The organism is Neobacillus sp. PS2-9, assembly GCF_030915525.1.
Lineage (GTDB): Bacteria > Bacillota > Bacilli > Bacillales > Cytobacillaceae > Neobacillus.
Map to the genome: position 1 here is coordinate 460091 of NZ_CP133269.1, position 15583 is coordinate 475673.

12 protein-coding genes are annotated in these 15583 nt (G+C 36.5%); 11 read left to right on the plus strand and 1 reads right to left on the minus strand.

Annotated features, from left to right (window positions below):
* The first annotated feature begins 204 nt into the window (after positions 1 to 204).
* Positions 205 to 1641, plus strand: coding sequence for a hypothetical protein (locus tag RCG25_RS02335; protein ID WP_308082069.1), 1437 nt, complete (start codon positions 205 to 207; stop codon positions 1639 to 1641).
* A gap of 46 nt (positions 1642 to 1687) precedes the next feature.
* Positions 1688 to 2674: a hypothetical protein gene (locus tag RCG25_RS02340; RefSeq protein WP_308082070.1), complete on the plus strand. Its 987-nt coding sequence runs from the start codon at positions 1688 to 1690 to the stop codon at positions 2672 to 2674.
* A 332-nt stretch (positions 2675 to 3006) separates the two neighbouring features.
* Here the strand turns inward: RCG25_RS02340 and RCG25_RS02345 are convergent, their stop codons facing one another.
* Positions 3007 to 3864 carry a J domain-containing protein gene (locus tag RCG25_RS02345; RefSeq protein ID WP_374121029.1) on the minus strand — a complete coding sequence of 286 codons (858 nt, stop codon included), beginning with the start codon at positions 3862 to 3864 and terminating at the stop codon, positions 3007 to 3009.
* A 584-nt stretch (positions 3865 to 4448) separates the two neighbouring features.
* Between RCG25_RS02345 and RCG25_RS02350 the strand changes: the two genes are divergently transcribed.
* The 9 genes from RCG25_RS02350 to RCG25_RS02390 are packed head-to-tail and all read left to right on the plus strand — an operon-like array spanning position 4449 to position 15505.
* Entirely contained in the window at positions 4449 to 5081 is a 633-nt protein-coding gene (locus RCG25_RS02350) for a hypothetical protein (protein WP_308082071.1), read from the plus strand.
* Between the two features lie 12 nt (positions 5082 to 5093).
* Entirely contained in the window at positions 5094 to 6650 is a 1557-nt protein-coding gene (locus RCG25_RS02355) for a dynamin family protein (protein ID WP_308082072.1), read from the plus strand.
* Positions 6577 to 7704, plus strand: a complete 1128-nt coding sequence (locus RCG25_RS02360) for a hypothetical protein (protein WP_308082073.1) — start codon at positions 6577 to 6579, stop codon at positions 7702 to 7704. Before RCG25_RS02355 ends, RCG25_RS02360 begins: the two co-directional genes overlap by 74 nt.
* A gap of 7 nt (positions 7705 to 7711) precedes the next feature.
* Entirely contained in the window at positions 7712 to 9844 is a 2133-nt protein-coding gene (locus tag RCG25_RS02365) for a dynamin family protein (protein WP_308082074.1), read from the plus strand.
* Positions 9810 to 10505, plus strand: coding sequence for a hypothetical protein (locus RCG25_RS02370; protein ID WP_308082075.1), 696 nt, complete (start codon positions 9810 to 9812; stop codon positions 10503 to 10505). The genes RCG25_RS02365 and RCG25_RS02370 overlap by 35 nt, the downstream gene beginning before the upstream one ends.
* 19 nt (positions 10506 to 10524) lie before the next feature.
* Positions 10525 to 13332 (plus strand): ATP-binding protein, encoded by a 2808-nt coding sequence (locus tag RCG25_RS02375; protein WP_308082076.1) that lies wholly within the window; start codon positions 10525 to 10527, stop codon positions 13330 to 13332.
* Positions 13325 to 14137 carry a hypothetical protein gene (locus RCG25_RS02380; protein WP_308082077.1) on the plus strand — a complete coding sequence of 271 codons (813 nt, stop codon included), beginning with the start codon at positions 13325 to 13327 and terminating at the stop codon, positions 14135 to 14137. Before RCG25_RS02375 ends, RCG25_RS02380 begins: the two co-directional genes overlap by 8 nt.
* Before the next feature lie 16 nt (positions 14138 to 14153).
* Entirely contained in the window at positions 14154 to 14573 is a 420-nt protein-coding gene (locus RCG25_RS02385) for a hypothetical protein (protein WP_308082078.1), read from the plus strand.
* 8 nt (positions 14574 to 14581) lie between these two features.
* On the plus strand, positions 14582 to 15505 hold the full coding sequence (locus RCG25_RS02390) for a hypothetical protein (protein WP_308082079.1): 924 nt from the start codon (positions 14582 to 14584) through the stop codon (positions 15503 to 15505).
* The last annotated feature ends 78 nt before the right edge of the window (positions 15506 to 15583 follow it).

Genomic DNA, 15583 nt, shown 5'->3' on the forward strand with positions numbered 1-15583 from the left:
CCATTTTTTGTTACGTTGATAATTTAACTATTTTACTTGGAAACTTTTATTAATGAGCTCACATAATTAGGGGATGCTATTCGAACAACAGGCTCCGGGTAGATAATTAAAGGACAACCATCCCCATAGGATCTCTAAACAATTAGTACCTTTTTCCGACACAATAAAGGGATACAAAGTTTTAAAAGTTTAGGGGGATTTTTGTTGAATAGATGGATCGAATGTATGGGGGCTTTGATTATACTAGTAATATTAACTTCATGCTCCCATTCATCTCAGAAGACAGGTAAAGATGATGTTAATCCGAATATGTCATCGACGGAGAAAGAGATTGCCAGACAAGCGGTTTCCTATGTGAAAGCCATACAAAGCAAAGACTATCAAAAGGCATATGAAATGGTATCAGACGTATATAAAGAAGCTGGTGTCACTATAGATGACTTTACATCGGACATAGATCAATCAACTCTTAATCTCGAAGGTTATAAGATAAGCGTTATAGGAGTGAGAGATCGGTTACCTAGAGAAACATCAAAAACGAATAAAGAGGAGAAATATTATCTCGTGTCTTTATTTTTTGATTCAAAGGGAGAAACACGAGAGGAGTATTCTCCTTATGAAAAGTCGGATGTCAAATGGGCTGGTGAGAAGATTTGGTTTCATAAGGAAAAAGGAGGATGGAAATTCTTCGCTATGGATAATCAAGAAGGTGTCACATGGAAGCCGGATGCCTATGAGGCTGCTCTTGCTTATGTCCAAGCTTTAAAGGATCAGGATGCAGAAGCGATTTCGGCAAGCTATTCTAATTTTTATAAGCAGCAGGGAGAAACGCTTGAAGATATCGGTGATCAGTTTGCGCAATCTGAAGGAAACATGGTCTCTTATACGATTAAAGAGATTACTGATGATTTACATATCGATGAAGAGGATAATGTTCTTTCTCCAGAAATGCATGACCAATTAATTAGAGTCAAAGGCAGTTATTATAAGGAGAACTATGAGGGGTTGGATGAGCCGGAAGAGTTCAAGTTTGAGTGGTTTTTCCATTTAGAGGATGGTAAATGGAAGTATTTATTGGATGATTCCTATGAGTTTCATAATGCGGCTATTTATAGTTTTTTAGAGAATGGGTTTAAGGATGAGAATCAAGGCGAGGCTTCCTCTCAGGGTACGGCTGAAACCGAAGCGGTTGATTTTGGTAAGGATGATTGGAAAGCCAATAATATAAAGGTGATGGCTTCTGATTTTTTGACCCTTGCTGGCCAGGGGCAGATTAAGGGAATTGAGGTTTCCATTGGTGACCCAATTGGACCGGCGATTGAGAATGTCATGGGTACGCCTGATGGGATAGGAGATGCAGAAGGTGGGCGTGTGCTTCTATATAAGAACTGTCATTGCGGGTTAGGTGTGGATTATGATTATGAGGGTTATCCTGACTCTCCGGTGTATACTCTTAATCTACCTATTCATCTATCGTATGATGAGGTGATTCATGCCTTAGGTAAACCAGATGAGGAAGGAATGAGTGAAACGGACTCCTCGTACACGTTATATTACACGATTGGTGAACACACACTTTTTGTTCATAGAAGTGATGGAGCGTCTTCCGGTGCGCCATTTGATTCGATTACTTTAAAATAAGCTAGGTTTAGATAGAGAAGATTGACAACTTTGGGGGGAATAGCAAGTGAGGAAGTTTGTAAAAGGGTGCAGTGTCGCTGTGTTGCTTTTAAGCTTAGTAGTGGGGTGTACCAAGCAGGAAGATATGGTCAGGGTCAATACAGATATTGTGGAGGCAATAAGGACTTGGAGTGTGTATGAGGATCAAGGAGATGCATTTCCTGAGGATGTGATTGAGATGGTGAATCACATCGATCCTACCTTTAATACCACACCGTATACTAGGGAGGAAAAGCCACAGATTATATCCAGTCACGATCTTATTTATAGCCTTAGACATGCAGAAGAGGAGGTTTCACATAAGGGCTATCTTAAGCTATATAAGGATTTTGAGAAACGGTATAATTCGATCACTCAAGTGAAAAAGGATCCCATTACGGCGATGGATAAACTGGAAGATGAGTTGAATGGGTTTCGATCCGTTATTCCAAATTCAAATAAAGATCTCTATTTTCATGGACAGGTATGTACCATCATTGATGAAATCAACTGGTATCGAGAGAAGTATGAAAAAGGGGACAAGGAAGATGAATCGTGGAGGGAAGAGGAGATTGCTACTCGTTTAGCGATGCTGGCTGTGGTGGCTGAACTGGTTAATGATCACCCGGATATTCTTGAATTTGATAGGAATTCTGACTTCCAACAGTATGTGTCTGACTTTGTTTCGGGGCTTGAAATGAAAGCGAACTTTCAAACGGAGGCACCAGTCAATGAGATTGTGGAGCAGCCTGCTGTGACGGAGCCTACTACGACGGATGAAGATGAGAAGAATGCAGCGCTCAATAAGGCCATGGCGATTGTAAATGAGAAGATTGAAGGGATTGCCAGCATTGTTGCATATGATGGGGATTTAGATACCAATGGTCAAACCTATTATGCCTTTTACTGCACAAGAGACGACGGGTCTGGCGATTTCAGGCTATTCGTGAATTCGGGGGATTTTAAGGTGTATAAAGATGATCAAGGCTTTGATTCGGAATGGGTGCCTGAATAAGGAGACCTGTTTATGAAGGGGACAAGAGGGGAATCATAATGGACCTTTTGGATATGATCAGGATCAATATGGACAACATGACGGTAATCATTTGTTGGTTCCAAAGGCTGGCTGAACTCATAACAGGAATGGGAGTTGGGTGCACGCTTGGCTTTTCAAAAACCATGGGGACGGTTCTGGTGGCATTAGTTAAAGCCACCAGAACCGTCCCTGTGGTATGTCTAGTATATCCTCGCCATCACAAATACCCGCTTAACACTTATCCTTGACACCGCATGGAGCCCATATTTAATAGTTTCGTGATCGTCCTAAGAATGAGAAAAGCTAAGGATTTAGGAGGCATTTAAATATGTACACAGTTCTTCATATGCACTATTAATTTCTTTGAACTTTTGATCTGACTTCAAATAAACATCCGGGTGGTATTTTTTAGCCAGCACTTTGTATTGCTTTTTTATGACGTTTAGATCTCTTTCATTTGAAGGTAATTCAAGTATAGTTAGTAATTGTTCAATATTGTTATTCGTTCTTTCTAACAAATAATCGTGGGAATATTTATTTACTAAATCTACAGCAATGGACCATATCTTTTCATATTCTACTTCTAAATTCGTAGTCTCTCCAACTTCAATTGCTTCTTTTCCATGCCGGAAGATGATCTTCCTCTTCAGCATCATATTAAATACCAAAAGTCCTATTAAAAATTCAAAGGTAGTTTTTTGACTTTTTTCATCCATATTCAATCGGGCTTGCTCGTCTAAAATATAATTGATGGTTCTTGCAAGGCTAATATCACGATAAGATTTGTGACTAAAGAACTGACCATTCTTTTCAATCACGGAAAATTTTTCGTTATTAATGGTAAAGGAAGTAGGAACCATTCTATTATCTGTTGACTTTACTAGGTTGATAGATAACTGACCACTAGAATTTTGGATGGATAGTGTGCCGGCACCGTATCCCCAAAAAAATCCTTGACTTAGAGGATAACTATACACCGGCCCCTTTACATAAACATTCACATCCTCCAAATAGGAACCAGTTTCAAATTCCCCGTATATATTAATGAAATTTGTATTTGATGATGTCGTTTGAACATAACTGTTTTGATTTCTACTAGTACTGGATGAACCAGAACTAGAGGAAAAAATAAGCCATAAACCAATAATGATTAAAATGAAAATGAACATTTTATATTTTCCCCCTATTATTAATACGACAAATTAACTATATCTTTCTAGTTTATACCATATTCTTTTTGTCTGATTCACTCGATTTTTGTCGAAACTAGGAAAAATAGTGTATATCTATAGAACTCCCGAAAGGAATTTTAGAAACTAGGAGAAGATACGGTTCAACCCAAAATCATAAAATTAAATATAAAATTGCTTTTTCCGAAAATTAATAATGACACTTTAACTACTTAAAGTTCGAAAATTGTAACAAAATGGCTAATAGTGTAGAAACATGATTAACAAAATAGTAAAATAATACTAAAGAAAAATATGGATATTGATAGGGGCTAAATTCAGATAGGTAGTGGCTCAAAGACACAGGCAAAAAATTGCATGGTAGATTGGTAACAACCAAAGATGGATTTAGATGTAGTAAACCTATTTTTGGATAAATAGGTTTTTTTGTGTTGTAAACGAATAATTACCTTCTGAATTCACCTAATATTTGAAAAATGGATTTCCTATGTTAGGTAGATATATAGCTAAAGTTTGTCAGATGTATTCAAGTTATGGCATTAAATCAAAGGGGAGTCTTGTGAATGGTGATTGATACGGAAAAAACTCTATCAGAAATAAATGAAGTAACATTGTTATTGAATTCAAATATGAATGACACGAAGCGTGCGGCAGATGAGGGTAAGAGAGCTTTAATAGACGGAGTTCAGGAACTTACTAAAATAAACGAAGATGTAAAACAAGAGATTAAAAAAATAGAGACACAATTTTCTACTAAAGTCCAAAAGCTTGAAACGAATCTGCAACAAAAGTTGAAGGAAACATCTAGCTTCACGAATCTTTCGCTTAAAAATGAACATAGTGACCTTCGACAAAAGTTAGATGCTAACATACAAGAAACGAAGGAGATTATTTCACAAAGCCAAAAGGAGCAAGTGAAATCCTTCCAAAAGGTATACAGCATGCTCGAGGAAAGTATGAAGACTCAAAAAGATATGATTCTATATCTGAATGAAAGAATAGGAGATGGCTTTGATAAAACAGAAAAAAATCATAAGAAGTTATCAAACTTAGTAACGGAGTTAAGGACAACCGTGACGATTGAAAGTGATAAATTAACAAAAGCTATGCTGGAGCAACACCAGATACTTAAAAAGAGTCATCGAAAATGGTTTATCTTCTTAATCATTTTTATTTTCTTAGGGTACTTTATTTAAAAGGAGAAAATCATGAAAGTACAAGTTGTTTTTACAGGCAAAGATATCTTGATTATTAGTAATGAAGGTAAAGAAACTTTACCTCCATATTTTTACTATAATAAAAACAGTATCGTGATTGGGAAACAAGTTCAAGACTCTATTAATCTATATTACAAATACATATATAATGTTTTTCTCGAAAAAAATGAACAGCTGCAAGCCAGCTTTTTTAAAAAGCTAGAAGAGTATCTAGTTCACAAGTATAAAGTGGAATCCTTTTTGGTAGATGTGGATCCACTTTGCAAACATTTAATGCTGCCTATAAAAAAGTACCTACCTTCTGCTGTGGTGAAAGAAAGTAGAAATATTTCAGGGAGGATCCTGCCTGATGAATTAAAGCAACATCTCTATAATGCATTTTCCTCAGTCATAGCTAATGAATTGATTCGAAGTGGGAAAGTCAGAGGGGGGTTGTACGATAAAATCTATGAAATAATTTTTTTAAACATTCCTTTTTATATAGATGGACTACTGAGAATTGGCAAATCGAAAGTTTCACTGAAGATAGTCGATCCAATTCAATCAAAGGTTATTGTCATTAACGAAGAAATGACTACCGATCTTCCTGCCTTAAAGAAACTTACTTCTATCTACCAATATAGCTACAAGAATAATCAGGAAATTAACGAAGCTCTCTACAAGTTGTATGATGATCAGTTTAAAGTCACCTTCTTAAGTCCATTTTCTTATGGGAAGTCTACCTTAATAAATGGTCTAATAGGCTCAAAAATGTTAAATATGGACATACGAGCTGAAACAGCCATTCTTACTAAAATAGTTAGCGCTCCAGATTCCCGTTTGTTTGTGAAGTACGCCGACCAGCGGGTGGTAATGTATACCTATGAGAATGAGGAACAGTTAAGGGAAATGTTAAAAGATTTAACCGGTGTACGTAGCACACAAGCACCAGTTGAGGTACAAATTTTTTGTAAGCTTGACCATCTTCCAGGTGTCACCATCATTGATGCTCCGGGGCTACATTCCCGTCATGATGATCATGATGAAAAAGCATTTGAAGCCTTACAACTTAGTGATTTAGCTCTCTTTTTAATTAATCCATCACATATTGGAAATGCCAATTTTTCAGTGCAAATTAGAGAATTTCTTCAGGAGATTAAGGAGCAAAACAAAAAATTTGGCTTTATTCTGTCGAGACTGGATTTACACAGTGAAGATTACGATGTGATTATGAAGGAAATGGAGCATGTATTGAAGGATCTTGCGCCTAGTTATCCTCTTAGTCAGGTGCTATTTATTTCAGGGTTCTTTGCTCTCTATGGGAAGCTATTAGCCGAAGGGAAAATAGATGTCCAAGATGTGAGAAGGAATAGAAGTTTATTTGTTATTGAAGAAGATGACATTATTATGGGACGTGGGCTGGAAAAACATCATGCCCAGTCGTTAATTGATTTTAGTTCCATTCATCTTTTAGAGACTTTTATCAGAGAAAGAGGTGAGTATCATACAAACCAATTCGATTTGGATTGTAGAGAACGAGAGACAGCTGCAGTCCCTATGCTATCTTAAATCAAATCTACATTATAAGGAAGTTACGCTTCAAAGTGATTGTGAAATTCAAACATTACCTTCTTATGATATGGTGTTCTTTTTAATCACAGCTACACAAATAGGAAATCGTTTTTTCATCGATGCTTTAAATGAAATTCTTCGTATACGAAAGAATAGCAAAACGATTTTTTTAGCAATTGATGAGTATTATCGTCTCAGCGAAGATGAAGTGTCTAAAGTCCTTTTAGAGTTAAAAACAGCAGTAAAACCGTTGATCTCACAACCGACTATCTTTTTGGTTTCTTCTTATTATGCAGAGCTTGCTTTTCGCTATGAGAAGAAAGACCTTACTTTAGAAGAATTGCAACGGAATCGTGAATTGAGGTTCCTTGATGCAGAAGGTGAATGGGTTACGGGAAGAACGATTACACATCAGCATCTATCTTACTTATATGAGATTAGTAGAATAGATTCTTTGGTAGATTTAAATCAAAGCTTCTCTGAAGGAATAAAAAGTACAGGAATTGATGTTACAAAGAAGAATTGGCTCGTAGTCGGCCCACAGCAATCCGGTAGAAGCACTGTTACAGAGCTACTCCAGAATCAGTTGGGAGAAAGTGTCTCAGTCATGGAATCCCTGTCGGAACAGAGTAGAGTGGAGGATTATTATGATGGATTGATCCTCGTTTTGGATTTAGATAGATACCGCAGTTTGGAATATCTAGAGGAAATTTATTCTACCTATGTGGGCCTGGAGAAAATCATTTTAGTCAATAAGATTGATCATTTTATGTATGAATACAATAGTCAAAGCTTATTAACGATGGAAGTGACAAAGGACATTCGCCGTTATACAAGTGATCCGATTTACTTTATTTCAGCCTATTACTTTAGGGAATATCTCAAACTACAAAATGAAGAAATCAGCATAGAAGAGATTATCGAGAATCCAGAAATTATTTTAGTTGATTCCTCTAATTATCCAATATCAAAAGAAAGAAATAAACGAAAGCTTCCAGAATTATTACTTACTCATTCGGGCTTTCAACCATTACTACTAAACTGGGAGTGACAAACAGATGTTAGAAAGATACACCCAAACGAAAAAGTTCCTATTACAGGTAAAGAAGGAATTGGAAAAATCAAGCCATATTGATCCATATATTATTGAAAACTCCATGCTTGAGCAGGAAATTGTTCGTTTAGAAAATGGAAACTTTAAAATTGCGCTAGTTGCTCCTTTTAGTGCGGGAAAATCTACCTTTATTAACTCAATTATCGGTAAAGACTTGTTAAGTATGGACATTCGGGCAGAAACGTCTGTTATCACCAAGATTGCTTATTCAGAGGAAATTAGAATTGAAGTTACCTATTTTGAAAATAACAAAGTAGATGTTTTCGAAAGAGACGAGCAGGGCAATGCATTAACCTACGATACATGTAAAGAAATTCTACAAAAAATTACGACTGTTCGTGATCAAACCAATGAAGAAAAAATTCAACAGGTTATTGTATATTGTCCATTAGATATTTGCCGCGATAATGTTGAATTGATTGATACTCCAGGGCTATTTTCAAGACATGAAAAGCATGAAGCAATAACCAATAACATTATTCCACAAGTGAACGCTGTTATTTTTATGATTGACCCAGATAGTGTTGGGGAAGAGCACTTTACTGATAAAATTAGAAACTATGTAAACTCGGCCAAGACCTCTAGCTTAGAGGAAGATGGCCGTCATATATATTTTGTTATAAACAAAATTGACGTTTTTAATGAAGAAGACATCGCAAAGGCAAGACATGAGTTGGAACAGGTGCTTTCAGGTTTAATTTTAAAGCCTAATATCCATGAGGTTTCTGCGTATTTTGGAATGAGAGGTAAACAGCTATTAACGAAGGATCTTGACATTCAAACGATTCAAAAGGATCGTAAAATCAGCATTCCTGATCCAGAAGATCCAGACTACACGATCGCTGGTAAACAAATTAAAGAAGAACATGCACAAGATATTATCAAATTTTCAAAGATTCGAAAGCTAGAAAACGCACTTGGCGAGTACTTGCAAAGTAAGAACCAATACTTAATTTCCGACGTGGTTGGAAGCATTCGTAGTGTTCTATCTGATACAATTCATAAGCTCGAATTTGAAATTCATGAAATCAACGGATCGATTAATGAAGATAAAGCGGTCTATATTCAAAAAATTAATAACTTAAAAGCAGAAATTGAAGAAATTAAAGAGGGAACGGTTCAGCAGATTAACAGCTTAGTAACGAAGACCATTGTGGGTGGTATCACGGGAGCTAGTTTAGATAACCAGCTAACAGAGGAAATTGAAGACAAGCTAGTTGATATTTCAATGGATATCGAAAGAGAAGTATTCAAGAAATGGTCAAGAGCGAAGGTACGGATTGATCGCTACAATGCGGAGGAGATCGTTCAAGCTACGATTCTAGATGCGGAAGAGTATTTAGTGCAAAAGGTAAAGGAACTCGTAAAAGACTTATTTTTGGATATCCAGAAGATTATCGCTAGTCTCATAAGTGAAATTCAAGAACAATTGAACCTAGTAACGGAAAAGCTGGAAGCAGCCGAAGTGAAAAACCTAGGAACTAGAATGGAGAAGATTGGAAGCTTTAACGTGGAAAACCTGGTTGGGTCAACGATGAAGAAAATTGAAACGGAGTTTTCAACGATCATTGTTTCAATTGCAAAGGATTGTCAGGAAAAGGTACAGGGGGCCTATGATAATTCGATTTATGAGGTTAAAAAAGGTGGTTTTGTTAATTGGTTTAAGGGCCTGTTTGGCTCTGCAGAATATGAAGAAAGATTTGACTTATTCCAATACAAGAAAGAGCTGGATCGCTTGATTAATGATTTGACAGATACGATGAAGGTGAGAGTAATGGATAGTGAAACCGCAGTTGCTACTCCAATCATCGAGATGTCTAAAGGCATTGTAAAGGACATTAACTCAGAAGTGTCGACCATTATCAATAATGTAGTGAAAATTAAGAGCAATGTCCTCAATAGCTTAATTGCAGAGATGAATAGCAATAAGGAAGAAAAGCTAGCTTCGATTTTGAAAAAACAGAAAAAAATCTCAAGTGTATCTGAAATCAACCATCGTTTTGAGGGTAATTTACAACAACTTCAACAGGAGGATCATAGCCATGAACTACAACAGCATGAACCAATCCCTCAGTAATTATCTGGAAAAACTTTACGATAAATTAATCAAAGACAGTAAGAGAATTAGTGATTTTCAAGTTTATCATAAAAGCTTTCAATTAGAAGCGGGAAGGTTGTCCAATTACTCTTTTGCTATAAAAGAAGAAGTTAAAAATGAATTAACACAAACTGATTATTATAAAGGCTTGGGAACGGAAGAAAAAAACAATCTTGTTTCTAAACTTGATCGAATTCATAGCCAATTTACGATTCCTCATTACGAGCTAAAAGAGGAAGAATGTGTCGATGTTGTAACGATAGAAACTAGCTCTGTCCCAGTATCCCGGGGAAGCCAGAGAGGTTCTGGGGCTCTAAATATAGGAACAGCGGTGGGTGGAATAGTTGGTCTGGGAATCGGCATCGTAGTCACCAAATCGATCCCACTTATTCTTCTTGGTACAGTAAGTGGTGCGGTTGTAGGGGGAATTGTTGGACATTCGATTAGGGCTAATCAATCTGTCCCTCAACAAACTCAACGGCGACAGGAAAACCGACCACAAATGGCCCCAAAAACGTACGGGAAGGTAAATAGCCGTAAAGTAGAAAAAGTAATACAAGTTAGAAAAGCGAACGTAACGAAGCTATTTCAACAATATTTACAACAATTAATTGAGGTTTGTCAGCCTATTTTGAAATAGGAAGAAGGTTTTTTACTCCATGTTAGATCAACTTTTATATTTAAAACGGTATCAAACACCTTTACGAGAAGAAGGTTTACGAAATTACAATTTTAATGAAACAGATTATCAATTTATTCAGATAAATAAATTGACGTTATCAGATGAATTGGAGAAAGAGGATCTTCAACGGTATGTCAATCGTTCGATCGAACAGTTTGTGTTATCACTCTCGCATGCTTTCTCACCTGTTATTTTTCGCTTGAAAAGTAACAGATTGGACAATAGTGTCTCTTTTTCAATAGGCGTTAAAAAGAAACCAGGAGAATCGATTGCGGAGAGATTTAGCTCGTATTTTCAGGGGGTTCATTATCATGAAGTGAACATGGAGCATTTTTTTGAGGGCTTTCAGTCACAGGCATTTATTACGGGAATCCCTAAGGAAAACGAAACGAAGTTTTTTTCTTATTTAGAGCCATTTGTTAGATTAGCACGAGGCAAGGATTTGATATTAGAAGTTGTGGCTTCTCCGATTCATCGGACACAGATCGTGAAGAATTTGGAGAGATTGTCTGACATTCGCACTGCTAATTCTGTTCATCTTAAGAAAAGTCACTCTGAAAGTACCGCTTACTCAGAGACCAATACTTATAATGAAGGTGAAACCTTTACGGATGGTGAAAACAGCGGTGGTGGGTTGGTTTTTGTTAATAAAGGTAATAATCGTAGTGAAGGCAGAACGAGTTCCAGTTCAGATGCGAATGGGAAAACGGAAACGAATACGAAAAACATTGAGGAAACAAAACATCAAGCAGCCGAGCTGGACCGTTTTTTAGAAACGTATTTAGACCGTATGCAAAAAGCACTATCCACCGGTTTGTGGAAAACATCTATTTCAATTTATACAAAGAGCAAAGAGGAGCTTTCTCAAGCTTGTGAAGTTTATCAGTCTACGTATAAAGAAGAGTCATTGGAACCTTATCAAGCGTTCAAACTTAGGCAAGCTTATTCTATGATTGGCGTGCATGAAACGGCAATTCGTACAAGTCAACACATTGATTTGTTCCATGAACAATTTAGAGAGTATTCTTTTCTGACAAGCAAAGAGCTCTCTTACGTGTTTGATTTTCCAAAAGAGGAATATAAGGGCTATGAATTTTCACAATCTCCTCGTTTTGGACAAAGTGCACCTAGTCTATCGGGAATCCCACTAGGTCATATTTATGATGGGGACAAGACTACACCTACTCTTTATGAACTTGATTCAAACCAGCTGGTAAAGCATATGCTCGTGGCAGGGATCACGGGAAGCGGAAAAACGAATACCATTTTTAACTTAATACAAAGCATTGATGTTCCGTTTTTAATTATTGAACCAGCAAAAAAGGAATACAGAAGATTGAACAAGATCGTTCCAGATTTACGGGTATACACATTGGGAAATGAACAGATTTCACCTTTAAGGATTAATCCCTTCTATTTTCCGCAAAATGTAAGCATCCAGCAGCATATCGATAATTTGAAGGTCATTTTTAATGCCTCCTTTACGATGTATGCATCTATGCCCAATATATTGGAGCAGTGTTTTATTAATGTTTATATTAAGAAGGGCTGGAGCTTAACCACATCCAAAAATATTTATATGGGCGATCATGATAATCTTTTATACGAAAAGTATTTTCCTACTATTGAGGATTTGTATTACGAGATTGATAGTTATACAAAAGAACTAGGATATGCACAGGAACAAATGCAAAATATTCGAGCAGCTCTTTTGACACGAATAAAGAGCTTAATGACCGGTGGAAAAGGCTTTTTACTTAATTCGGTGGAAACGATGGATATTGGAGAATTGCTATCACATCCAACTGTATTAGAGCTAGAGGCTATTGCAGATGATGATGAGAAATCGCTTGTTATCGGATTGATCTCGATGTCAATTTACGAATATTTAAAGGCAAATGAAACTGATTTTACCGGTGAACTGAAACATCTTCTGATATTGGAAGAGGCCCATCGAATCTTTACGAATGTGACACAAAGTGGAAGCCAGGAAGATGTGAATATTAAAGGAAAAGCAGTAGAAAGTCTGAGTCATATACTTTCTGAAATCCGTGCTTACGGAGAAGGCATGATTATAATCGATCAAGTACCAACAAAGCTTGCTCCGGATGTGCTGAAAAATACCAATACAAAAATCATTCACCGAATTGTATCAAGAGATGACTGTGAATATGTGGCGAATTCGTTAGGTTTAACAGATGATAAAGTTAACTTTATTAGCAAATTAACAAATGGTGCCGCCCTCTACTTTTCAGATGGGATGAGCTCTCCTGCTCATTTGCAAATTCTGTATGGGAAAGAACATACCCATACGGTACCTGATCAGGAATTACGTTTATCGTCTCAAGCTTACAACGGTTCCGTTTACACAACCAAGTATATTCACCCCTTAACAGAAGTGATTATGCAGAACTTATCTAATGGGTATCCTCAAATGGAAAGGATTCTGAATGACTTTTATCAAGTATTATTAAAGCAGCCATTGAAAAATGTAAGGGATATTTACCGCACAACTCAAGAAAATCTCACATACTCAGCATTGGAAGCTGGATTTGATATGAGTATTGATACGGATGAGTTTACATACTCTTTTGTAAAGGAAGGGTTAAACAGATTAGTCAAGCAAGATGAGAAAATAAGGAAACAAATTAATAAGAGAATTCTTATGGAACGTTATTTGGAATGCTGTTTAGAGTTAATTACTAAAGATTATGAAACACATAAGAAGGAATACACATTGTTAGAAAGAAATCAAAGAAGGTTAGGAGCGGGACACTTTGATTGAATTCAGCACAGCATTGGCTGAGGGAGTAGCAAAGGCTAAAGAAGTGGGAGAGTTTGTAAAACAGACAGGGGCGGAGCTAGGTAACTTAGATAATGAAGAAATAAATACGGAAGATGTGAAATTTGAAGAAGTAGAAAGATATCACCCCCCTCAAGAAATTACATTTGAGCAGGAAAAACTGGAGCCTATAGAGGGGAGTTATATGAATGATAATATTGAGCTAAGTGAAAAAACTGCTCAATATGGGGATCCTGAATACATTAATGAGATTAGGGATCAAAATGAAAAGGTAGGCCAAGTGTTATCTGAATATGAAAGATCTTTAACAGAAGACCCTTCTGATTTAAATTATCAACGTGTCGATGAAAAACTGGAACGTTATAAAGGGACGATTTTTGAACATGAATTAAAGGATACCCTTAAAGATAAGTTTGAGGTTGTAGAGGATAAACAGCGTATCGTTGAAACTGATTGGGGCGAAACGAAACCAGATGTCATTGCTCGTGGTGCTTTGGAAAATATGGAAATTGGAGACCTGGAAATAAAGAAGGGTGAAGATCTTTTTATTGAGGCAAAGTGTGGAGGAGCAGACTATATTCGAAGCGAAATGGGGCATATGTTAAGGCAAGTAGAAGGGCATGAGGGCAATTCCTTAGTAGTCGTGACGAAGGATTATTTTGATATTAATCCAAATATCCGTTCGGATTTTGAGAGTAGGCTTGCTGAAAAGGGCAGTCATATTTATGTGGCAGATGTATATTCAACAGACATCAGTGCGGGGCTATTTAGTAGTCTTCGCTTATAAGAAAGGTTGAGTGGACATGAGACAAACCTATTATGGAGTTGATTCTATCCTTTTCGAGGAGTTAGAGGAATATATAAAGGAATATATTCAACTCACAAAAGAGATGTTTAACAAAGAACTAGCAAGGGACGAGAAGCTAGTCATTAAACAGAAAAAAGATGAATTGCGACAATGGATACAAACTAAACTGTTAGAAGGAGGGAGTATTCTAGGATTTCTAACGGAGGAGCAAGTGGACGAACTACATGCTCAAATTCAGTCCATGGATGAAAAGCTGGCAGTACAGCTGAATTCAAATTTTATCGCATATTCGCAGCTGGAAGAACTAATTCTGGTTTTCATGGAGCAGCAGGAAATAAATGTGTTGAAAAATTTAACCTACTTTCTAGAAAAGGCCAAGCAAAAACAACAACATGTTATTGTTTGGATTATGTAGGTGATCAAGTGGATTTTACTCAAATCTTAAACGATGTCTCACAGTATTTAACGAAACAGAAGAAAAGTATGATAGCCAATCCCAGAAATATTAGCTTAATCAATAAAAGGTTGGATTTATATACCACGGCCTTTCATAGTGAAATCCAAGAGCTTTTTCAATTAGAAGGAAAACCCTTTCCTAATCTGGATCATGAAATCAAAAAGCCTGAGCTTGTGGACTTAGATATCAGTGAAACAGAAAAATTTGATGATATTAGTAGGAAGCTGAAGCAGGCTTCAAGTAAAGGCTTAAGGGAAATACAGGAGTACGATAGAAGAAATTCTGGTCTACTTGCGATCTACGATTACGATGAAATACGTCATTTATGTACGAGTTTATATCGAATTCTTGAGAGGGATCTTAACTTTGAAAAAGTAGGCATTTTAAAAAGACATATCGACACAATAGACCGTCATATCAGAGAGTTTGCTCTGTATGGAAAAACATCTGACTTGAAAGGGCCTATTAAAAATTTGAGTCATGAAAAAATATTAAAAGAATACCAAGAAAGAGAAGAAAAAGGAATTGATCAAATTAGCGATACCATCATAAGTAATTATGAAAACTATTTTAAGCAATGTTTAGAGCAATATAAGTTGGCTTATCAGTCTAGCAATCATTTAATTGATAAATCACCTGCCGACCTTAGAGAATCGGTTAATATACAATCGATGATTATTGAGGAACCTGAGATGACTGAAATATTGGATACAGCTACCCCGCTCATAAAAACAGAGATAACCTCAGAGGGTCGAGCGGAGTTCGTTCAAGAACGCCGTAAAATTAAATCTGTTATTGTAGTCTATGAAGATAATGAAACAGAAGAGATTTTATTAGAATCAAAGAGCAAGCACTCAATAGAACTGTTAAAGAATATTTTGTTTGATTAATCCTTAGGAAGTAGGGGAGCAGCATGACGGTCCTACTACTTCCTAATTATATGTAACTCATAAGAACCGTCCCCGCGG